Annotated in this window: 24 protein-coding genes; 11 read left to right on the top strand and 13 right to left on the bottom strand. The window is 66.2% G+C overall.

All coding sequences use genetic code 11. The annotated features are described in order from the left end of the window. Positions 1–246 precede the first annotated feature (246 nt). The 10 genes from rpmH to JHW45_RS08035 all read left to right on the top strand — a co-directional run bounded on the left by rpmH (position 247) and on the right by JHW45_RS08035 (position 8,416). Positions 247–381, top strand: coding sequence for a 50S ribosomal protein L34 (gene rpmH / locus JHW45_RS08080; protein WP_028725980.1), 135 nt, complete (start codon positions 247–249; stop codon positions 379–381). A 122-nt stretch (positions 382–503) separates the two neighbouring features. Continuing rightward, positions 504–854 (top strand): ribonuclease P protein component, encoded by a 351-nt coding sequence (rnpA, locus tag JHW45_RS08075; protein WP_272860576.1) that lies wholly within the window; start codon positions 504–506, stop codon positions 852–854. Beyond that, on the top strand, positions 851–1,108 hold the full coding sequence (gene yidD / locus JHW45_RS08070; RefSeq protein ID WP_272860361.1) for a membrane protein insertion efficiency factor YidD: 258 nt from the start codon (positions 851–853) through the stop codon (positions 1,106–1,108). The genes rnpA and yidD overlap by 4 nt, the downstream gene beginning before the upstream one ends. Continuing rightward, positions 1,098–1,973: a tRNA 2-thiocytidine(32) synthetase TtcA gene (gene ttcA, locus JHW45_RS08065; RefSeq protein WP_272860360.1), complete on the top strand. Its 876-nt coding sequence runs from the start codon at positions 1,098–1,100 to the stop codon at positions 1,971–1,973. The genes yidD and ttcA overlap by 11 nt, the downstream gene beginning before the upstream one ends. Before the next feature lie 58 nt (positions 1,974–2,031). Next, the gene (locus JHW45_RS08060) at positions 2,032–3,339 is read left to right on the top strand and encodes a GGDEF domain-containing phosphodiesterase (protein ID WP_272860359.1); all 1,308 of its coding nucleotides are present in this window, start codon (positions 2,032–2,034) and stop codon (positions 3,337–3,339) included. 185 nt (positions 3,340–3,524) lie between these two features. Continuing rightward, positions 3,525–5,405: a membrane protein insertase YidC gene (yidC, locus tag JHW45_RS08055; RefSeq protein WP_272860358.1), complete on the top strand. Its 1,881-nt coding sequence runs from the start codon at positions 3,525–3,527 to the stop codon at positions 5,403–5,405. Next, positions 5,402–6,163 carry an MOSC domain-containing protein gene (locus tag JHW45_RS08050; protein ID WP_272860357.1) on the top strand — a complete coding sequence of 254 codons (762 nt, stop codon included), beginning with the start codon at positions 5,402–5,404 and terminating at the stop codon, positions 6,161–6,163. Before yidC ends, JHW45_RS08050 begins: the two co-directional genes overlap by 4 nt. Then, positions 6,160–6,810, top strand: a complete 651-nt coding sequence (gene yihA, locus JHW45_RS08045) for a ribosome biogenesis GTP-binding protein YihA/YsxC (protein ID WP_272860356.1) — start codon at positions 6,160–6,162, stop codon at positions 6,808–6,810. Before JHW45_RS08050 ends, yihA begins: the two co-directional genes overlap by 4 nt. A 63-nt stretch (positions 6,811–6,873) precedes the next feature. Beyond that, positions 6,874–7,773 (top strand): acetylglutamate kinase, encoded by a 900-nt coding sequence (gene argB, locus JHW45_RS08040; protein ID WP_272860575.1) that lies wholly within the window; start codon positions 6,874–6,876, stop codon positions 7,771–7,773. Positions 7,774–7,897: 124 nt separating this feature from the next. After that, positions 7,898–8,416 (top strand): SixA phosphatase family protein, encoded by a 519-nt coding sequence (locus JHW45_RS08035; RefSeq protein WP_272860355.1) that lies wholly within the window; start codon positions 7,898–7,900, stop codon positions 8,414–8,416. 62 nt (positions 8,417–8,478) lie between these two features. On the opposite strand, the gene JHW45_RS08030 is transcribed toward JHW45_RS08035, so the two are convergent. From JHW45_RS08030 to JHW45_RS07995, 8 genes are all read right to left on the bottom strand, one after another. After that, positions 8,479–9,495 (bottom strand): amino acid ABC transporter substrate-binding protein, encoded by a 1,017-nt coding sequence (locus tag JHW45_RS08030; protein ID WP_419181846.1) that lies wholly within the window; start codon positions 9,493–9,495, stop codon positions 8,479–8,481. A 154-nt stretch (positions 9,496–9,649) separates the two neighbouring features. Beyond that, positions 9,650–10,363: an ATP12 family chaperone protein gene (locus JHW45_RS08025; RefSeq protein WP_272860354.1), complete on the bottom strand. Its 714-nt coding sequence runs from the start codon at positions 10,361–10,363 to the stop codon at positions 9,650–9,652. Continuing rightward, the gene (locus tag JHW45_RS08020; protein ID WP_272860353.1) at positions 10,360–11,016 is read right to left on the bottom strand and encodes an HAD-IA family hydrolase; all 657 of its coding nucleotides are present in this window, start codon (positions 11,014–11,016) and stop codon (positions 10,360–10,362) included. Before JHW45_RS08020 ends, JHW45_RS08025 begins: the two co-directional genes overlap by 4 nt. Beyond that, positions 11,013–12,059 (bottom strand): RluA family pseudouridine synthase, encoded by a 1,047-nt coding sequence (locus JHW45_RS08015; protein WP_272860352.1) that lies wholly within the window; start codon positions 12,057–12,059, stop codon positions 11,013–11,015. The genes JHW45_RS08020 and JHW45_RS08015 overlap by 4 nt, the downstream gene beginning before the upstream one ends. Further along, positions 12,056–12,430, bottom strand: a complete 375-nt coding sequence (gene crcB / locus JHW45_RS08010) for a fluoride efflux transporter CrcB (RefSeq protein ID WP_272860351.1) — start codon at positions 12,428–12,430, stop codon at positions 12,056–12,058. The genes JHW45_RS08015 and crcB overlap by 4 nt, the downstream gene beginning before the upstream one ends. Before the next feature lie 31 nt (positions 12,431–12,461). Further along, positions 12,462–13,778: a replication-associated recombination protein A gene (locus JHW45_RS08005; RefSeq protein WP_272860350.1), complete on the bottom strand. Its 1,317-nt coding sequence runs from the start codon at positions 13,776–13,778 to the stop codon at positions 12,462–12,464. A gap of 62 nt (positions 13,779–13,840) precedes the next feature. After that, positions 13,841–14,431 (bottom strand): acyl-homoserine-lactone synthase, encoded by a 591-nt coding sequence (locus JHW45_RS08000; RefSeq protein WP_272860349.1) that lies wholly within the window; start codon positions 14,429–14,431, stop codon positions 13,841–13,843. Between the two features lie 61 nt (positions 14,432–14,492). After that, positions 14,493–15,104: a helix-turn-helix transcriptional regulator gene (locus tag JHW45_RS07995; protein ID WP_272860348.1), complete on the bottom strand. Its 612-nt coding sequence runs from the start codon at positions 15,102–15,104 to the stop codon at positions 14,493–14,495. 95 nt (positions 15,105–15,199) lie between these two features. Between JHW45_RS07995 and JHW45_RS07990 the strand changes: the two genes are divergently transcribed. Continuing rightward, the gene (locus JHW45_RS07990) at positions 15,200–15,406 is read left to right on the top strand and encodes a hypothetical protein (protein ID WP_272860347.1); all 207 of its coding nucleotides are present in this window, start codon (positions 15,200–15,202) and stop codon (positions 15,404–15,406) included. Positions 15,407–15,449: 43 nt separating this feature from the next. Here JHW45_RS07990 and rplQ read toward each other — a convergent pair whose 3' ends face one another. The 5 genes from rplQ to JHW45_RS07965 all read right to left on the bottom strand — a co-directional run bounded on the left by rplQ (position 15,450) and on the right by JHW45_RS07965 (position 18,753). Further along, positions 15,450–15,869 (bottom strand): 50S ribosomal protein L17, encoded by a 420-nt coding sequence (rplQ, locus tag JHW45_RS07985; RefSeq protein ID WP_272860346.1) that lies wholly within the window; start codon positions 15,867–15,869, stop codon positions 15,450–15,452. Between the two features lie 118 nt (positions 15,870–15,987). Next, positions 15,988–17,004 (bottom strand): DNA-directed RNA polymerase subunit alpha, encoded by a 1,017-nt coding sequence (locus JHW45_RS07980; RefSeq protein WP_272860345.1) that lies wholly within the window; start codon positions 17,002–17,004, stop codon positions 15,988–15,990. Between the two features lie 115 nt (positions 17,005–17,119). After that, positions 17,120–17,509 carry a 30S ribosomal protein S11 gene (rpsK, locus tag JHW45_RS07975; protein WP_272860344.1) on the bottom strand — a complete coding sequence of 130 codons (390 nt, stop codon included), beginning with the start codon at positions 17,507–17,509 and terminating at the stop codon, positions 17,120–17,122. A 12-nt stretch (positions 17,510–17,521) separates the two neighbouring features. Beyond that, positions 17,522–17,890 carry a 30S ribosomal protein S13 gene (rpsM, locus tag JHW45_RS07970; protein WP_272860343.1) on the bottom strand — a complete coding sequence of 123 codons (369 nt, stop codon included), beginning with the start codon at positions 17,888–17,890 and terminating at the stop codon, positions 17,522–17,524. 212 nt (positions 17,891–18,102) lie between these two features. Continuing rightward, entirely contained in the window at positions 18,103–18,753 is a 651-nt protein-coding gene (locus tag JHW45_RS07965) for an adenylate kinase (protein ID WP_272860342.1), read from the bottom strand. Positions 18,754–18,779: the final 26 nt, after the last annotated feature.

Here is an 18,779-nt window from a genome sequence, read left to right as displayed (position 1 = left end):
ACGTCGTGGCACCCGCTTTGGCCGGGCAAGGCGGCAGTCGCACATCAAACGAAAGTGATCGCGGCAAGGTTCCGGCCGCGACAGGGAAAGCTGGCCCACATAAAGGCAGGTCTTGGCGGTTGACGCCACCCCTTCGTTGCACTATCCAGCGGGCCTCGAACAACCGGCGCGTTCGCGGGCGGGTCGGGGACGATTTGTCCCGCCCGTCCGCCCGCCCATCGCAAGCACCGATCCGGAGACCTGACCATGAAGCGCACTTTCCAACCCTCGAACCTCGTTCGTGCGCGTCGTCACGGCTTTCGTGCCCGCATGGCCACCAAGGGCGGCCGTCGCGTGCTGAACGCCCGCCGCGCCAAGGGCCGCAAGCGCCTGTCGGCCTGATTCCGTCCGGCGGGTCCGCCCGCCGACGCAAGGCCCTGAACATCAAGGCCGTGGACATGCCGCCCTCGCCCCATCCCGACGCTGACAATCGGCTTGCGGATGACGGCACGGCGGCATTTCGCATGCCCGCCGCCCGGCGTCGGATGCCTGCCGTGCTGACGCAGCGCGCCGATTTTCTGGCGGCGTCCCGCGCGCGGCGTCAAGGCACGCCGGGGTTCCTGTTGCAGGCACGCCGGCGCGACGACGATGGGCCGCCGCGCGTGGGCTTTACCTGTTCGCGCAAGCTGGGCAACGCCGTGACCCGCAACCGCGCCAAGCGCCGCCTGCGCGAGGTCGCGCGGCTGTGCCTGCCCGACCTGGGCCGCGACGGGTGGGATTACGTGCTGGTCGGCCGCCCCGAAACCACCGTCAGCCGCGATTTCGCGGCGCTGTGCGACGATCTGCGGCGCGCGCTGCGCAAGGTCCATCCATGAGCCCGCTGGCCCGGATCGTGGCGCTGCCGGTGCGCGCCTATCGCCTGCTGGCCTCGCCGTGGGTCGGGCATGGATGCCGGTTCCAGCCGACCTGTTCGGCCTATGCGCTGCAGGCGCTGGAACGGCACGGCGCGTTTCGCGGCGGCTGGCTGTCGCTGCGCCGCATCGCGCGTTGCCACCCTTGGGGCGGTCATGGCTATGATCCGGTTCCGGGCACCGATCCCGATCACGAAGGACATGCCGATGCTGGATGACACCGACGACACCGAGATCCATCCGCTGTTCGCGGGCGCGCCCGCCTCGACCCAGTTTCGCAAGCTGCGCAAGCGCCTTGTGCGCCAGATGCGTGCCGCCATCGACGATTACGGCATGATCCGCACGGGCGATCGCTGGCTGGTCTGCCTGTCGGGCGGCAAGGACAGCTATACGCTGCTGGCCATCCTGCACGAGCTGAAATGGCGCGGCCTGCTGCCGATCAATCTGCTGGCCTGCAATCTGGATCAGGGTCAGCCGGGCTTTCCCGCGACCGTGCTGCCGCAGTTCCTGGCCGCGCGCGGCGTGCCCCATCGCATCGAATATCGCGACACCTATTCCATCGTCACCGACAAGATCCCGCAGGGCCGGACGTTCTGCGCGCTGTGTTCGCGGCTGCGGCGCGGCAATCTGTATCGCATCGCCCGCGAGGAAGGCTGTTCGGCGGTCGTGCTGGGCCATCACCGCGACGATATTCTCGAGACGTTCTTCATGAACCTGTTCCACGGCGGACGGCTGGCGACGATGCCGCCCAAGCTGCTGAACGAAGAGGGCGACCTGACCGTGCTGCGCCCGCTTGCCTATGTCGCCGAGGAGGATTGCGACCGCTTTGCGCGCGCCCTGAACTATCCGATCATCCCCTGCGATCTGTGCGGCAGCCAGGACGGTTTGCAGCGCGTTCAGGTCAAGAAGATGCTGGACGAATGGGAGGCGCGGACCCCCGGCCGCCGGCAAGTCATGTTCCGGGCGCTGATGAATGTGCGCCCGTCGCATCTGCTGGACCCTGCGCTGTTCGATTTCGCGGCGCTGTGTGCCGATGGATCAAATGCGACGCAATCGGGTCGTGACCCAACGCGCGAACATTAACCGAACAACAAGCTTTCTGCCCTAGACCGATCCGCAAGGTTTGCCGGAAAGGGCCGCGATGCTGACGGGATTGATCGACCTTGGACGGGCGTTGTGGCGACGGGCGGGGACGGCATGGCCGATACCGCCTGCGGCCGACCACAAAAGCGTGCTGTTGCTGCGTCTGGAAAATCTGGACGTTCTGGCAAGGCATCTGGGCAAGGCGGGGCTGAACCATCTGCTGGTCAGCCTGTCGGTCCGGCTTGGGCGGGCGCTGCGCCCCGAGGACCCGGTGCAGATCCCCGATCCCGGCATCTTCGCCGTCATCCTGACGGGCAGGCGCGAGGATCAGGCGATGCAGGTTGCGCGACGGCTGCTGGATCAGGCCGGCAGGCCGCTGGCGGTCGCGGGCCAGTCCGTCCGGCCGGTGCTGACCGGGGTGCTGATCCATGCCGACGCGCCCGAAAGGCCCGATCCGGGCGACATGATCGACGATGCGCGCAGCCGGCTGGACGATGCCGGGGCCGAGATGCTGGGCGAGGTGACGCTGTTTGCGCACGACGCAAGGGCCGGCTGCGGCAAGCTGCCCGCCACCGTGGCCGACGCCGCGCAGGCCGGCCAGATCGTCGCCCATTTCCAGCCGCAGCTGTGCTGCAATTCCGGCCGTGTCACCGGGTTCGAGGCACTGGCCCGCTGGCAGCATCCGACGCGCGGCCTGCTGTTGCCCGGCACCTTCCTGCCGCGGATGGCCGAGGCCGATCACCGCGCCCTGACCCTGTCCATGCTGCGCCAGTCCATGGCCGCGCTGAAAGCGTGGGACCGGGCCGGCTGGCAGGTGCCGACGGTGTCGGTCAACATCTCGAACTGCGAATTGTCCGATCCCGATTTCGCGACCGGCCTGCTGTGGGAACTGGACCGGCAGGATGTGCGCCCCGAACGGCTGGTCCTCGAGGTGCTGGAGAATGTCGCCCCGGTCACCAGCAGCGCCGAGGCCGGGCAGAACCTGTCGCGACTGGCGCAGGCGGGCTGCCGGCTGGATCTGGACGATTTCGGCACCGGCTATGCCAGCCTGGACGTGATCCGGCAGTTCGGCATCCACCGCATCAAGATCGACCGCAGCTTCGTGATGGGCTGCGATCTGGATGCGGGTCAGCAGCGGATGATCCTGGCGATTCTGGCGCTGGCGCGCAGGCTGGACATCGCCGTTCTGGCCGAAGGGGTCGAGACCGCGGCCGAGCACGGGTTTCTGGCGCAGATCGGCTGCGACGAGGTGCAGGGATACGCGATCGCCCGTCCCATGCCGGTCGAGGAAACGGGCGAATTTCTGGCCCGGCATCTGCGCCGGACCAGCGACCTGCCGGGCGTGCCGCGGCGCAACGCCGGATGATCCGCCCGACGCATCATCGCAGGATCGTCCCCGTTGCACATGACCCGGCGACACCGCCGGGCCACCCGCCATCCGCCGCCCCGCTTTTTCTGGCGCGCGGAAGCCGGTTCCGGGCAAATACGCTTGACCTTTGATCCCCCCTTCTGTTGAACCGGCGCGACTGACGCGATGACAGTGGTGACGGAATGGAAGACAACAACCGCAATCTGATCCTGGCGACGGTGCTGTCGTTTCTGGTGATCCTGATATGGTACACCGTCTTCGCACCCGAACCGCCGGTCGATCAGACAGCCGAGCGGCCCGTCGCCGGACAATCCGCGGAACAGGCCGCAGGCGGAACGGCGGTGACGCCGGCCGCGCCGGCCGCCGAGACGCCCACTGCGGAACTTGCCGACGCAGGACCCGGCACGCGGGCCGGCCGGGTGGCCATCGAGTCGCCGTCGCTGAAGGGCTCGATCTCGCTGGTGGGGGGACGGATCGACGATCTTCTGCTGACCCGATACCAGGAAACGCTGGACCCCGACTCTCCCGATGTCAGGCTGCTGGCACCCTCCTCTGCCACGGCCGAAACCAGCATCGACACGACCGGATCGAAACCCTATTACGCCGTCTATGGCTGGACGCCCGGACCGGGCGTCGATCCCGCCGCGGTTCCCGGCCCCGGCACCGTCTGGACGGTCGCCTCGGGCGAGGCGCTGGCGCCGGGCCAGCCCGTCACGCTGACCTGGGACAACGGTGCCGGACAGGTCTTTACCCGCCGGTTCGAACTGGACGACAACTATCTGTTCACCGTCAGCCAAAGCGTCCAGAACAACGGCGATGCCGCGTTCAGCGCCGCCCCCTATGGCATCATCGCGCGTCACGGCCGGCCCGATACGCAGAACTTCTTCGTGCTGCACGAAGGTGCCGTCGGCATGCATGACGGCGAATTGCTGGAACTGAAATACAAGAAGATCGCGGATCTTGACCCGGTCGCGCGCGAGGGGCGCGCCGACGTCATCGAGGTCAACGAGAATGGCTGGATCGGCTTTACCGACAAATACTGGATGACAACGCTGGCGCCCGCGCCCGGTCAGGCCTTTACGTCGGTCGTCAAATACGCTGAAAACGCCGATATCTATCAGGCCGAGGCCCGCTATCCGATGCAGACGGTGCAGCCGGGGACGCAGCTGACCTCGACCGGGTATCTGTTCGCCGGCGCAAAGGTGACCGACATCATCCGCGGGTATGAGCGTGATCCGGGCATCCAGCGTTTCCTCGATTCCATCGACTGGGGCTGGTTCTATTTCCTGACCAAGCCGATCTTCAGCCTGCTGCACTGGCTGAACACGCATATCGGCAACATGGGCTGGTCGATCATCGCGCTGACCTTCATCCTCAAGCTGCTGGTCTTCCCGCTGGCCCGGAAATCCTACATCTCGATGGCGAAGATGAAGGAACTGCAGCCGCAGATGGAGGCGATCAAGGAGCGCACCGGCGACGACCGGATGAAATACCAGAAAGAGGTGATGGAACTCTACAAGAGCCAGAAGGTGAACCCGGCGGCGGGCTGCCTTCCGGTCCTGTTGCAGATCCCGATCTTCTTCTCGCTCTACAAGGTGATCTTCGTCACGATCGAGCTGCGCCACGCGCCCTGGATCGGCTGGATTCGCGACCTGTCGGCGCCCGATCCCTCAAGCCTGCTGAACCTGTTCGGGCTGCTGCCGTTTTCGCCGCCGGCGCAGGGCACGTTGTTGCATTCGCTGTCGCTGCCGGCGCTGGCCATCGCGTTGGGGATCAGCATGTGGATGCAGCAGCGGCTGAACCCGACCCCCACCGATCCGGCGCAGAAGATGATCTTTGCCTGGATGCCGTGGGTGTTCATGTTCATGCTGGGCGGCTTTGCCTCGGGGCTGGTGCTGTACTGGATCACCAACAACACGATCACGATCATTCAGCAATATTCGATCATGTCCATGCACGGCCACCGGCCCGACCTGTTCGGCAACATCAAGGCGTCGATCCCCAAGCGACGGCTGAGTTCCGCCAAGGACGCCAAGGCCGAGGGCAAGGGCAAGGGCAAGTGACGGCGCATCTGGCCCATATCCGCCGCCACCCGATCAAGTCGGTCGGCAGCGAGGGGCTGGACCGCGTTGCACTGACCGCCGCCCGCCGCCTGCCCGGCGATCGCGAATATGCCGTCCTGACCGAGGCTGGCGAACGCCATGCGCGCGCCAGCCAGACGCAAAACGAGCCTGACCGGTGGCTGCCCAAATCCTGCTTCGTGCGCGGAGCCGTATCGCCCGCGGTGCAGGCGATCGCCGGCGGCTGGCAAGACGGCCGGCTGGCCCTGTCCCACCCCACGCAGCCGGATCTGGTCTTCGATCCGCAGACCCAGCAAGACCGGCTGATCGACTGGCTGCGCCCGCTGTGGCCGGCGCGCGAACCGGCCGTCTCTCGGCTGGTGCAGGGCGCGGCGATCTGGACCGACAGCAAATGGCCGTGGATCTCGATCCTGTCGCTGTCCAGCCTTGCGGCGCTGGAAGCCGATATCGGGCACGGGCTTGGCATCCATCGCTGGCGCGGCAATCTGTGGATCGGGGGCTGGACGCCATTCGCGGAACGCGACCTGATCGGACAGATCCTGCACATCGGCGGGGTCGAATTGCGCGTCACCGACCGGATCGGGCGCTGCGACGCCGTCAGCGCGGATACCGACACCGGCACCCGCGATCTTGACATGGTGGCGACGCTGCAGCGCCTGCATGGCCGCACCGATTTCGGCATCTACGCCGAGATCGTGACCGGCGGGGACATCGCCGTCGGGGATCGGATCGCCGCATGAAAGTCGCCTTTCCCGTCGCCGACGATCCGGACCCCGAACAGGCCGAGGCCGCGCGCCAGCTGTTCGCCGGGCCGGTCGATTTCCTCAAGGGCGTGGTCGCCATGGACGGGCTGCCGCCCGCCGACCGCCCCGAGGTCTGCTTTGCCGGCCGCAGCAATGTCGGCAAATCCAGCCTGATCAACGCGCTGACCGGCCGCAAGGGGCTGGCGCGGGCGTCGAACACACCCGGGCGCACGCAGGAAATCAACTATTTCACCTTGGGCGATCATGGCTATCTGGTCGATCTGCCCGGCTATGGCTTTGCCAAGGCGCCGGTGCCGGTGGTCGCGAAATGGCAGGCGCTGCTGAAATCCTATCTTGCCGGTCGCGCCAATCTGCGCCGCGCCTTCTGCCTGATCGACGCCCGCCACGGCGTGAAGCCCGTCGATCACGAGATCATGACGCTTCTGGACCGATCCGCGGTGCCGTTCCAGGTGGTGCTGACCAAGGCCGACAAGCTGGGTCCGAACGCCATCGGCGCGGTGCTGGAGCAGGTCGAGACAGAGTTGCAGAAACATCCCGCAGCCTTTCCGCAGCTGGTCGTCACCTCGTCCGACAAGGGCGCGGGCATCGCCACGCTGCGCGCGATCATCGCCGGTCTGGACTGACCGCGCGATGCGTCCTAGGGTCCGGGCCGTCGCATAGGGGCCGCAAGGATGAGAACGCAGAACATGAACCGGGACTGGATCGCCACCGCTCGCACCCTGTCAGAGGCCCTGCCCTATCTGCAACGCTATTCCGGCGCCGTCGTCGTGGTGAAGTTCGGCGGCAACGCCATGGGCGACGAGGCCGCGATGGCCGAATTTGCCCGCGACATCGTGCTGATGAAACAGGTCGGGATGAACCCGATCGTCTGTCACGGCGGCGGCCCGATGATCAACGATCTGCTGGCCAGGCTGGGCATCGAAAGCCGCTTCGTGCGCGGCAAGCGCGTGACCACCAAGGAAACCGTCGAAGTGGTCGAGATGGTGCTGTCCGGGCTGGTCAACAAGCGCATCGTGCAGGCGATCAACGACGCGGGCGGGCGCGCCGTGGGCATCAGCGGCAAGGACGACGACATGATGGTGTGCGAGGCCGACGACCCGGAACTGGGCTTTGTCGGCCGCCCGGTCGAGATGAACATCCAGATCATCCGCGACCTCTATACCGCCGGCATGATCCCGGTCTGCGCACCGGTGGCGACCGGCATGGCCGATAACGAGACGTTCAACGTCAATGGCGACACGGCGGCGGGCGCCATTGCCGGCGCGCTGCGGGCCGACAGGCTGCTGCTGCTGACCGACGTGGCCGGCGTCAAGGACCCGTCCGGCAAGGTGGTGACGCAGATGCACCCCGACCAGGTCCGCGAGATGATCGCGGACGGGCGCATCAGCGGCGGGATGATCCCCAAGACCGAAACCGCGCTGAAGGCGATCGAGGACGGGGTCCGCGCGGTGGTGATTCTGGATGGCCGGGTGCCCAATGCCTGCCTGCTGGAACTGTTCACCGAACACGGCGCGGGCAGCCTGATCCGGTCCACCGACCCGCGCGTGCGCCCGCGCGGGTTGCCCGAGGACGCGGCCGACCGCTGAGAGTATGGGCGCCGGCCCCGGCCGCATCTTAATCTCCGCCGCGATGCCCGATGCGCTTGCCCGATCAGCAGGCGGTGTGGCAGGCTGCCGGAACAATCGGCATGGCATATGAGGCAGTTTCCACATGACCCCTCCTGGACATCGACGGCTGATCCTGACGCGCCACGCCAAATCGGCATGGGACGATCCGGCCGTGTCGGATCACGACCGGCCGCTGAACGATCGCGGGCGCCGTTCCGCCCTCGCGCTTGGCGACTGGATGGTCAGCCGCGGCTATGAACCCGAAGAAGTGTTGTGCTCATCCGCCCGCCGCACCCAGGAAACATGGGAGGTGGTCGCCAGCGCCGCGTTGGAGGTGCGACCGCTGATCCGGCATGAACCGGGGCTGTATCACGCCAGCGCCGGCAAGATGCTGACGATCCTGCGCACCGCCACCCATCCGACGGTGATGATGCTGGGCCACAATCCGGGCATTTCCGAATTTGCGGCGATGCTGCCGGCGCAGCCGCCGCTCAGCCCCGATTTCCGCCGCTATCCGACCGCGGCGACGCTGGTCGTCGATTTCCAGATCGACAACTGGTCCGAGGTCGAACCGGGCGCGGGAAGCGTGATGGATTTCGTGCGGCTGGACGGGCGCGACTGACACGCGCGACGGCGATGCGACCTTGCGGGGGTCAGACTTATTTCTGCGCCAAGACGCCGCCTTTACCGAAACGACGGCGCATACATCAGCCCGCCCTGGGTCCATTGCGCGTTCAGCCCGCGCGCCAGCCCGATCGGGGTCTGTTCGCCGATATTGGCGGCAAAGATCTCTCCGTAATTGCCGCTGGCCTGGATCGCGCGCCTGGCCCATTCGCGGTCCAGCCCGATCATCGCGCCCAGATCGTCGCTGACGCCCAGAAGCCGCTGCACCTCGGGGTTGGTCGAGGATTTGACCAACTCCTCGATATTCTTCGAGGTCACGCCGTATTCCTCGGCCGCGATCAGCGCGAACAGCGTCCAGCGCACGACATCGGCCCACCGGCTTTCGTTCTGGTTCACCACCGGCCCAAGCGGCTCTTTCGAGATGATCTCGGGCAGGACGATGTGGTTCTCGGGATCGGCAAAGGCCGCGCGCGTCGCCGCCAGACCCGAGGCATCGGTGGTATAGGCCGCGCATTCGCCGGCGGTATATCGGCGCTCGCCCTCGGCGTCGCTGACCACCTCGACCGGGCGCAGGGTCATGTTGTGGGCGCGGAAATAATCGTTCAGGTTCTGCGCGCTGGTCGAACCGGCCTGCACGCAGATCGGCAGGTCATCCAGTTCCTTGACCGAGGTCGCGCCCAGATCCTTGCGAACCATGAACCCCTGTCCGTCATAGTAATTGACGCCGGCAAATTCCAGTTCCAGCGCGGTGTCGCGCGAAAACGTCCAGGTCGAGTTCCGCACCAGCAGATCGACCTGCCCGTCCTTCAACAGCTGAAACCGCGTGTCCAGATCGGTGGGCACGAATCTGGCCTTCGACGGATCGCCGAGGACGGCGGCGGCGACGGCCTTGCAGAACGCCACGTCGAACCCGGTCCAGTTGCCGTTCGCATCCGGCGCCGCGAAACCCGCCAGCCCGGCATTGACGCCACAGCTCAGCTCGTCACGCTCGCGGATGTCGTCCAGCACGTCCGCCATGGCGGTCGTTTCAAAAAACCCGGTTGCGACCAGCGCGCCGAGTATCGCCCTTCCAATCATGCTTGCCCCTTTTCGGGCCCTGGTGGATGCGTCCCTGCCCGCCCCTTGCCCCTCGATCCGGCCGGATCCCGCCTTGTGGCGGCGGGATTCCGCTGGGCGATATTGTGCCGATACGAGCGGTCAGGTCAAGCCGACCCATGGCATCGTGATCGCTTCAACCCTGACGTGCCAGCGACCAGAACCGTGCAGCCGACAGGATCGCCTGACGCCGATTTTCGGCCGCCTGCATGGCCTCTTCGTCCCGTCCCCACTGGGCAATCTGGTATTCTTCGTCGATGCGCGACAGCCGGTGCGCATCCTCGGCGTCGATCCGCCCGTGCAGCACCGCCAGACCGATCACCAGCGATCCGGGCAGGGTCACAAGATCGTGCAGCGCGGTCAGGCCGAACGCATCCAGCGACCGGACACGGGCATCCAGCCGGGCCATCACCTGCGGGTCCTGCGGCACGGGCAGAATGCCCTGCGTGACCCGCAGCGGGGCGCGCAGATGATCGGCGGCCCAGTCGATCAGCGGGTCCCAGTTTTCGGCCTGCAAGCGCACCAGTTCCTCGGGCCGTTCGGCGCGATAGGACAGAAGATCGGTGGCGCCGTATTCCGTCAGCATCCCGGCGACGGCATCGAATTGCGGCGTGACCTTTTCGATGGCCGAATTGGCCGCGCGGGTCAGCGGCATCGTGTGCGGCGCGATCACGTCGGTCTGCGCGTCCCATTCATCGGCGATCGCCTGCGCCAAGGCCCGCGTCGGCACCGCCAGCGGCAGCTTGCCGGGGGTCCGCAGCGGCCGGTCGTCCAGAAAGATCTGCCATCCGTCGCCCTCGGACCGCACGCCCGCATGTTGCCAGAATCGCCGCGCCTTCCATTCGGTCATGCCGCCCACTCCTCGATCGCGTCGGTCAGCGCCGCGAAATCGGGCAGCACCTGTGCCGCGCCGCCTGCCCGCAACGCCTCGGCCGCGTGATAGCCCCAGGTGACGCCGAATGCGGTCACGCCGGCGCTGCGCGCCATCTGCATGTCGTATTCGGTATCGCCGATCATCACCGACTCCGCCGCCGCGACGCCGGTATCCGACAGCGCCGCAAGGATCATGTCGGGCGCGGGCTTTGACGGGTGGTCGTCCGCCGTCTGCTGGCTGACGAACACGCCTTCCAGCCCGTAAGCCTCGATCATCGCCGTGACGCCGCGCCGCGACATGCCGGTCGCGATGGCCAGCAGCAGATCGCGGCGCGCGGTCAGCCGCGCAAGACAATCCCGCGCGCCGGGATATAACGGCGGATGCTGGGTCAGGCGCCCGAATGCATAGGCCGAGCGATAGCCGGCGACGATCCGGCGATGCGCGTCGTCGCCCGCCGCGGGGGCAAGTTCGGACACCGCCCGGTCCAGCGACAGCCCGACGCGCGACAGGACCCGGTCGCGCGCGGGGGGTGTCAGCCCGGCCGCATCGAAGCCGCGCCCCATCGAGGTGAAGATCAGCTGCTGGCTGTCGACAAGCGTGCCGTCGACGTCGAAGATGACCAGCTTCATGCATCCTCCGCAAAGGGGTCGTCGGGCACGTCATTTTCGTGCCATCCCAACGTCTTCCACGTCCGGCGCATGTGATCGGGCAAGGGGGCGGTCAGGGTGATCCGCTGCCCGGTGATCGGGTGATCGAAGGACAGGCTGCGGGCGTGCAGATGCAGCTTGCGGCTGATCTCTCCGCCCAGTTGCGCGCCCCATCCGTCGCCCTGATTTTCCTGACCCGAGCCGCCATATTTGCCGTCGCCCACGATCGGATGGCCCAGTTCGGCCATATGCGCGCGCAGCTGATGGGTCCGGCCGGTGATCGGCACCAGCGCGCACCAGCTTGTCCGCGTGCCAAGCGCATCCAGGACCGCGTAGTCGGTGGTGGCGCGCTTGGCGCCCTCGGTCGCGTCGATGTCGCGCGGGTGGACGGCGATCATCTTCTCGCCCTCTCCGCCGCGGCCATGCCCCGGCGCCTTGACCAGGCCATAACGGATCGTGCCCATGCGCGGCGTCGGCACGCCGGCAACGGCGGCCCAGTAGATCTTGCGCGTGCTGCGCAGCCGGAACGCCTGCGACAGGGCGCGGGCGATGCGGTCGGTCCGCGCCAGCAGCAGTACGCCCGACGTGTCCTTGTCCAGCCGGTGCACCAGCTTCGGCCGGTCCTTGAAGCCGAACATCAGCGCGCCGGTCAGCCCGTCCACATGCCGGTTGCCCTGCCCGCTGCCGCCCTGCGACGGCAGGCCGGGCGGCTTGTTCAGCGCAATGATATGATCGTCCTTCCACAGCACGGCCTGCCGGATCATCTGCTGATCGCTGTCGGGGACACGCGGGGTATCGGCGCGCGGCGCGGCCGTGTCGTCGGGCAGAGGCGGGATGCGCACCTGCTGGCCGGCCTCGATCCGCGTGTTGGCCTTGACCCTGCCGCCATCGACGCGCAACTGGCCGGTGCGGCACAGCTTTTCGACCGCGCCCTGGGTCAGCTGCGGAAATTTCTTCTTCAGCCAGCGATCAAGACGCTGATCGCCCTCGTCCCGCCCGATCTGGACCGTCTGCACGCCGCTCATGCCCACAGCCCCCGGCCAAGCGCCAGCCCGGCCACAAGCGCCGTCAGCGACAGCACCACCGACGCCACGACATAGACCAGCGCGGCCCCTGTCTGCCCCCGTTCATACAGGGTGAAGGCGTCCAGCGAAAAGGCCGAGAAGGTCGTGAACCCGCCCAGCACCCCGGTCAGCAGCAAGGGCGCGTAATGGCTGTTCCAGCGATGCGCCATGAACGCCGCCAGCAGCCCCATCAGCAGGCTGCCGGCCACGTTCACGACGCCCGTGGCGACCGGAAAACCCGGCCCGTGCCAGGGGATCGCGCGATAGACGGCATAGCGCGCGGTCGCGCCCGCGGCGCCGCCCAACGCGACCTGAAGAAAGGGAACCATCATGGCGTGGTCCTGTGCCGGAAGCCGGGCAAAGTCAACCGCCGCGCTTCAGGCGCTGGCTGACGAACCAGTCCAGCCGCTTTTTCAACTCGCGCTCGAAGCCCCGTTCGACCGGGGTGTAAAGCACCGGACGCTTCATTCCGTCGGGGAAATAGGACTGGCCGCTGAACGCGTCCTCGGCATCGTGGTCATAGGCGTATCCGGCCCCATAGCCCTGTTCCTTCATCATCTTCGTCGGCGCGTTGAGGATATGGGCGGGCGGCATCAGGCTGCCCGTGCGCCGGGCCTCGGCCCGGGCGGCCTTGTAGGCGACATAGCCGGCATTCGATTTCGGCGCCAGCGCCAGATAGATCACCGCCTGCGCCAGCGCCAGTTCGCCCTCGGGACTGCCAAGCCGTTCATACATCGCCCAGGCATCCAGACAGTGACGCGCCGCCGCCGGGTCGGCCAGGCCGATATCCTCGATCGCCATGCGCGCGATGCGGCGCGCCAGATAGCGCGGGTCCTCGCCCCCTTCCAGCATCCGGCCGAACCAGTACAGCGCCGCGTCGGGATCGCTGCCGCGCACCGATTTGTGCAGCGCCGAGATCAGGTTGAAATGTTCGTCGCCCGACTTGTCGTATTTCGCCGCCCGCCGCATCAGGCGCTGCGCCATCGCCTGCTGATCGACCGGCCCGTCGGTCTTCCACGCCGCCACCTGTTCGATCAGGTTCAGCGCCGCCCGCCCGTCGCCGTCGGCCATCTCAAGCAGCGCCTCGCGCGCCGGGGCGGTCAGCGGCAGCTTGCGGCCCAGCTCTTTCTCGGCGCGTTGGGCAAGCCGTTCCAGATCGGCAAGGCTCAGCCGTTCCAGGACGATCACCTGCGCCCGCGACATCAGCGCCGCGTTCAGTTCGAAGGACGGATTCTCGGTCGTCGCCCCAACCAGCAGGATCGTGCCGTCCTCCATATGCGGCAGAAAGCTGTCCTGCTGCGCCTTGTTGAAGCGGTGAATCTCATCCACGAACAGCAGCGTGCCGCGCCCCTGCTGGCGGCGCAGCCGGGCGGAATCGAACACCTTTCGCAGATCGGGCACGCCGGTGAAGATCGCGCTGATCTGCACGAAGGCCAGATCGGTTTCATCGGCCAGAAGCCGCGCGATGGTGGTCTTGCCGACACCGGGCGGCCCCCACAGGATCAGCGAGGACAGGCTGCCCCCCGCCAGCATCGACCCCAACGGGCCGTCGGGCCCCAGCACCCGGTCCTGTCCGATCACGTCGCCCATCCGCGCCGGCCGGATGCGGTCGGCCAACGGCCGCACCGGCGTCGGGGGCGGGGAACCGTCAGGCGGGCTGGTGTCGAACAGATCGGGCATGGCGGCGCCATCCTATGTCCGCCGAAGGGGGCCGACCAGCCCCCTTCCGGCGTGCGGCAGGATCAGTGCATCTTGCCTGCCAGGTTGATCGACACGCACTGGAAGTTGCCGTCGTCGATCCACATCTCGGGACCGATGGCCTGCGCGTCCAGCCCGCAGCGGCCATACCAGCGCGGCCAGTTGGCGCCGGTCAGCGCGATCAGCCGGGTCGCCCCCAGTTCGCGCGCCGATCCGGTCATCGCCTCGACCATCTTGAAGTGGACCCGGCGGCGATACATCTGCGGGATCGAGTGGCTGACGAACACGCGCGAGCATTCCCAGGTCTGTTCCTCGACCGGCGCCTCTTCATACAGCAGATCCTGCGGGATCGAGCCGCCCAGGATACCCTTCTGCGCATCGCGGATCATATAGCTGTAGATGCCGCAGCGCGCGGTCGTGGGGGTCAGCCGGATACCGGCCATCACCTCGCCCTTGTCGTGGATCGCGATCCAGCGGCTTTGCGGCGTGTCATACTGGTCGAACTCCATGTCATCCGCTTCGGGAAGATCCCAGTTCTTCTGGATGATGAAGCTTTGCTTGCGCGCCCGGAACAGGTTGGCGAACAGCTCTCCGTGATTGTGGAGGTTCGAGAATGAAAGGGTGGTCGTCTGCATTTTACGTACTCCTGGGGTGTGAGGGACCCCACACTGCCTCACGGTTCCCCTGGGCGAACGCCTACAACAGACGGTATTCCTTGGCCCTCTGCAGCGCCTCGGCCGTGGTTCGTGCCTTCAGTCTTTCGCGGACCGAGATCAACCTTGCCTTGAACGCGCTTTCGGTAATGCCAAGTTTGGCAGCCGCTGCTGCGTGACGATCGCCCTCCGCGATGCAACGAAGGGCTTCTTTCTGAGCCTTTGTCAGGCTCGCCGGCGGCTCCGTGATGTCGTGAAGCCGTCGTACCGTGGCCGAGATCTCGACGATCTCGTCATCCGTGAACTCGCGATCATCGCGCGCGAAGCTGGCAATGGTGCGGGAACTGATCGGGCCGTGCGAGACGGTCAGCCCGTAGGTCAGACCGTGATCGGCCGCATCCTTGAGGATGTTGAAAGGATCGGGAATGGGCAGGCTGGACCATCGGCACGCCCCGGTGGTCGAGAATCCCCACGCGATCGTGGGGTCCCGCAGCGCATAGCCGTTCTGGGAATAGAATTCCGCCCATTTCTCGGAATATGTCTGAAATTGCATAAGCGGCGCGGCAAAGCGGATATGCAGGCCGACAAAATAGCCCGATGGGGCAGATTTGCCCAGTTTCCGCAAGCCGGCGTTGATATCTGCGCGTGATGACATGACTTTTTAGACAAATTGCGTTAGGAACCGTCAACGTACAAAGTACTCATGGACGAATATAGTTGCTAGTCTGTTAATCGGCGGGAGTATTTGCCGTGACCGAACGCGATCCCGTCGCCGCCCTGCCCGCCAATTTGCGCATGCAATTGCTGGCATTGCAGGTCGGCGGGCAGTTGGACAGCGACGAGGCGCGGCAGGTCGCTGCGGCAGTTTTGCAGCATGTCCAGAAACCTCCGGAACCGCCTAAACCCTCATCCGGCAACAGAAATGCCCCGCCACTTGTGCAGCAGCGGGGCATCTGATTCGCCGGGCGCGCACCCAAAGGATGCGCGCCTGTGATTGCGATCAGTCGTCAGTGCCGGCCTCTGCCTCGGTCCGGGCGCGGTCGGCCGCACCCTTGGCCGAAGGATCGCGATCCACCAGTTCGATGATCGCCATCGGGGCCATGTCGCCATAGCGGAAACCGGCCTTCAGCACGCGGACATAGCCGCCCTGCCGATCCTTGTAGCGGCCGCCCAACTCGTCGAAAAGCTTGGCGACGTGCTGGTCCTGCTTCAGCTGCGAGGCGGCCTGACGGCGCGCGTGCAGATCGCCGCGCTTGGCCAGCGTGATCAGCTTTTCCACAATGGGACGCAGTTCCTTGGCCTTGGGCAGCGTCGTCTTGATCTGCTCGTGCTCGATCAGGCTGCCGGCCATGTTGGCGAACAGCGCCTTGCGGTGTTCATGGGTGCGGTTGAGGCGGCGATAGCCGCTGGCGTGACGCATGATGATCTCCTATGTCGTCTTTTGCTTTGTCCGGCGACCCATGCGTGCGGGCCACTCTCCTTGGGGCGCGATGCCCGGTGTGGCGAGGGGCGAACCCCGCGCCTGTCTTTCGAAGCGGTCAGAACTGATCGTCGAACCGCTTGGCCAGATCCTCGATATTTTCCGGCGGCCAGTCCACGACATCCATGCCCAGATGCAGACCCATGCCCGACAGCACTTCCTTGATCTCGTTCAGGGATTTGCGGCCAAAGTTGGGGGTCCGCAGCATCTCGGCCTCGGTCTTCTGGATCAGATCGCCGATATAGACGATATTGTCGTTCTTCAGGCAGTTGGCCGACCGGACCGACAGTTCCAGCTCGTCCACCTTCTTCAGCAGGCGCGGATCGAATTCCAGCCCGTCGTCGCTGTCCTGACGGCTGGACGATTCCGGCTCGTCGAAGTTCACGAACACGGAAAGCTGGTCCTGCACGATGCGCGCGGCATAGGCCACCGCATCCTCGGGCGTCAGCGATCCGTCGGTCTCGATCTTCATCGTCAGCTTGTCATAGTCCAGCACCTGCCCCTCGCGGGTCGGCGTGACCTCATAGCTGACGCGCTTGACGGGCGAAAAGATCGCGTCGATCGGGATCAGCCCGATGGGCGCGTCGTCGGGACGGTTCTTGTCGGCGGCGACATAGCCCTTGCCGGTCGCGACCGTCAGTTCCATGTTCAGCTCGGCGCCCTCGTCCAGATGGCAGATGACGTGGTCGCGGTTCAGCACGGTGATGCCGGCGGTTTCCTGAATGTCGGCGGCCTTGACCTCGCCCGGGCCCTTGGCGGTCAGCGACAGCCGCTTGGGACCCTCGACATCCATCTTCAGCGTGACGCCCTTCAGGTTCAGCACGATGTCGGTCACGTCCTCGCGGACGCCGGCAACGCTGCTGAACTCATGCAGCACGTTGTCGATCTGCACCGACGTGATCGCCCCGCCCTGCAGCGACGACATCAGCACGCGGCGCAGCGCGTTGCCAAGTGTCAGGCCAAAGCCCCGCTCCAGCGGTTCGGCGACCAGGGTCGCGGTCCGCGTGGCGTCGGCGCCCGGCTTGACGACCAGCTGCGTCGGCTTGATCAGCTCCGCCCAGTTCTTGTGGATCATGGATTTGCCTCCATACTTGTCTCCGGCCCATGACCAAGGCCGGAAACGCCCGAGGTTGAATGCGAAATGACAGAAGCGCGCGGGTCGCGCGCGTTCCTGCAGCTGTAATCCAGGATCAGACGCGGCGACGCTTGGGCGGGCGGCAGCCGTTATGCGCAATCGGGGTCACATCGCGGATCGCCGTGATGTTGAAGCCGACAGCGGCCAGCGCGCGCAGCGCCGATTCGCGGCCCGAGCCGGGGCCCTGCACCTCGATCTCCAGCGTCTTCACGCCGTGTTCCTGTGCCTTGCGGCCGGCGTCCTCGGCGGCCATCTGCGCGGCGTAGGGGGTCGATTTGCGGCTGCCCTTGAAGCCCATCGTGCCGGCCGACGACCACGAGATCGCGTTGCCCTGCACATCCGAGATCAGGATCTTGGTGTTGTTGAAGCTGGAATTCACATGCGCCACACCTGTGGCGATGTTCTTGCGTTCCTTGCGCTTCGTCCGAGTCTTGTCGCGTGCCATTGTCCGTCCCCCTTACTTCTTCTTGCCGGCGATCGGCTTGGCCGGGCCCTTGCGGGTGCGGGCATTGGTGTGGGTGCGCTGTCCGCGGACCGGCAGGCCGCGGCGGTGACGCAGGCCGCGATACGAGCCCAGATCCATCATGCGCTTGACGTTCATCTGCACCTCGCGGCGAAGATCGCCCTCGACGGTCAGGTTGGCGTCGATATATTCGCGGATCTGAAGAACTTCGGCGTCCGACAATTCATTGATGCGACGCGACCGGTCGATGCCGACGGCCTCGCAGATCTGATCGGCAAACATCGGGCCGATTCCGTGGATATAGGTCAGGGCGATGGGGACACGTTTCCCCGTCGGAATGTTGACGCCAGCAATACGAGCCACGCGTTATCCTTTTCCAGTTGCGGTTCCGTAGCACCGGAACCTTTTTTCACAACACAAGGCCCGAAAGCCGTGCCTTCGGGCCAGTCTATGGTCCATCCGGAGTGCCGGATGATTCTCTTGCGAGATGCCGTGATCTAAAGGCAGACCCACGCCCCGTCAAGGGCGTGGGTCCAAAAGACTTGACAACAGGCGAAAGCGCGGCACCGCCCGGTTTATGCGCCGTCCAGCGCGGCTGAAATCCGCTGTGCGACCTCGTCGATCTCGGCCAGGCCGTCCACCGATGTCAGCTTGTCCTTGGCATAGTAATAGCCGATCAGCGGCGAGGTTTTCTTGTAGTATTCCAGCAGCCGGGTCTTGAGGCTTTCCTCGTTGTCGTCGGCGCGCCGCCGCAGATCGGTCGAGCCGCAGACATCGCAGACACCTTCCTTCGCCGGCGGCCGGGTTTCGTCGTGATAGACCTCGCCGCAATTGCCGCAGGTGAAGCGGCCGGTGATGCGACGCACCAGCGCCTCGTCATCGACCCGCATCTCGATCACCGCATCCAGCGTCATGCCGGTTTCGTCCAGCAGCGCGCCCAGCGCATCGGCCTGCGCCAGCGTGCGCGGAAAGCCGTCGAAGATGAACCCCTTCGCGCCCTCGGCCAGTTTTTCGCGGATCAGGCCGATGACGATCTCGTCGGTGACAAGCTCGCCGCGATCCATGACCTCGGCCACGCGCTGGCCCATCTCGGTGCCCGAGGTGCGGGCCTCGCGCAGCATGTCGCCGGTGGACAGCTGCACCATCCCGCGCTCATCCACCAGCCTGCGCGCCTGCGTTCCCTTGCCGGCCCCCGGAGGCCCCAGAAGAATGATGTTGATCGTCATTGAAGCCTGTCCCCCTCGGCTGGCTG

Origin of the sequence: Paracoccus stylophorae, from assembly GCF_028553765.1 — a bacterium.
In the GTDB taxonomy this organism is placed as follows: Bacteria; Pseudomonadota; Alphaproteobacteria; order Rhodobacterales; family Rhodobacteraceae; genus Paracoccus; species Paracoccus stylophorae.
The sequence above is the reverse complement of the archived record's forward strand: the minus strand, read 5'-3'. Positions and strand labels throughout refer to the sequence as shown.

Bases quoted from the DNA above. Each gene is read 5' to 3' on its own strand.
- rpmH (WP_028725980.1), top strand. From the start codon at position 247: ATGAAGCGCACTTTCCAACCCTCGAACCTCGTTCGTGCGCGTCGTCAC.
- rnpA (WP_272860576.1), top strand. From the start codon at position 504: ATGCCCGCCGCCCGGCGTCGGATGCCTGCCGTGCTGACGCAGCGCGCC.
- yidD (WP_272860361.1), top strand. From the start codon at position 851: ATGAGCCCGCTGGCCCGGATCGTGGCGCTGCCGGTGCGCGCCTATCGC.
- ttcA (WP_272860360.1), top strand. From the start codon at position 1,098: ATGCTGGATGACACCGACGACACCGAGATCCATCCGCTGTTCGCGGGC.
- JHW45_RS08060 (WP_272860359.1), top strand. From the start codon at position 2,032: ATGCTGACGGGATTGATCGACCTTGGACGGGCGTTGTGGCGACGGGCG.
- yidC (WP_272860358.1), top strand. From the start codon at position 3,525: ATGGAAGACAACAACCGCAATCTGATCCTGGCGACGGTGCTGTCGTTT.
- yihA (WP_272860356.1), top strand. From the start codon at position 6,160: ATGAAAGTCGCCTTTCCCGTCGCCGACGATCCGGACCCCGAACAGGCC.
- argB (WP_272860575.1), top strand. From the start codon at position 6,874: ATGAACCGGGACTGGATCGCCACCGCTCGCACCCTGTCAGAGGCCCTG.
- JHW45_RS08035 (WP_272860355.1), top strand. From the start codon at position 7,898: ATGACCCCTCCTGGACATCGACGGCTGATCCTGACGCGCCACGCCAAA.
- JHW45_RS08030 (WP_419181846.1), bottom strand. From the start codon at position 9,495: ATGATTGGAAGGGCGATACTCGGCGCGCTGGTCGCAACCGGGTTTTTT.
- JHW45_RS08025 (WP_272860354.1), bottom strand. From the start codon at position 10,363: ATGACCGAATGGAAGGCGCGGCGATTCTGGCAACATGCGGGCGTGCGG.
- JHW45_RS08020 (WP_272860353.1), bottom strand. From the start codon at position 11,016: ATGAAGCTGGTCATCTTCGACGTCGACGGCACGCTTGTCGACAGCCAG.
- JHW45_RS08015 (WP_272860352.1), bottom strand. From the start codon at position 12,059: ATGAGCGGCGTGCAGACGGTCCAGATCGGGCGGGACGAGGGCGATCAG.
- crcB (WP_272860351.1), bottom strand. From the start codon at position 12,430: ATGATGGTTCCCTTTCTTCAGGTCGCGTTGGGCGGCGCCGCGGGCGCG.
- JHW45_RS08005 (WP_272860350.1), bottom strand. From the start codon at position 13,778: ATGCCCGATCTGTTCGACACCAGCCCGCCTGACGGTTCCCCGCCCCCG.
- JHW45_RS08000 (WP_272860349.1), bottom strand. From the start codon at position 14,431: ATGCAGACGACCACCCTTTCATTCTCGAACCTCCACAATCACGGAGAG.
- JHW45_RS07995 (WP_272860348.1), bottom strand. From the start codon at position 15,104: ATGTCATCACGCGCAGATATCAACGCCGGCTTGCGGAAACTGGGCAAA.
- rplQ (WP_272860346.1), bottom strand. From the start codon at position 15,869: ATGCGTCACGCCAGCGGCTATCGCCGCCTCAACCGCACCCATGAACAC.
- JHW45_RS07980 (WP_272860345.1), bottom strand. From the start codon at position 17,004: ATGATCCACAAGAACTGGGCGGAGCTGATCAAGCCGACGCAGCTGGTC.
- rpsK (WP_272860344.1), bottom strand. From the start codon at position 17,509: ATGGCACGCGACAAGACTCGGACGAAGCGCAAGGAACGCAAGAACATC.
- JHW45_RS07965 (WP_272860342.1), bottom strand. From the start codon at position 18,753: ATGACGATCAACATCATTCTTCTGGGGCCTCCGGGGGCCGGCAAGGGA.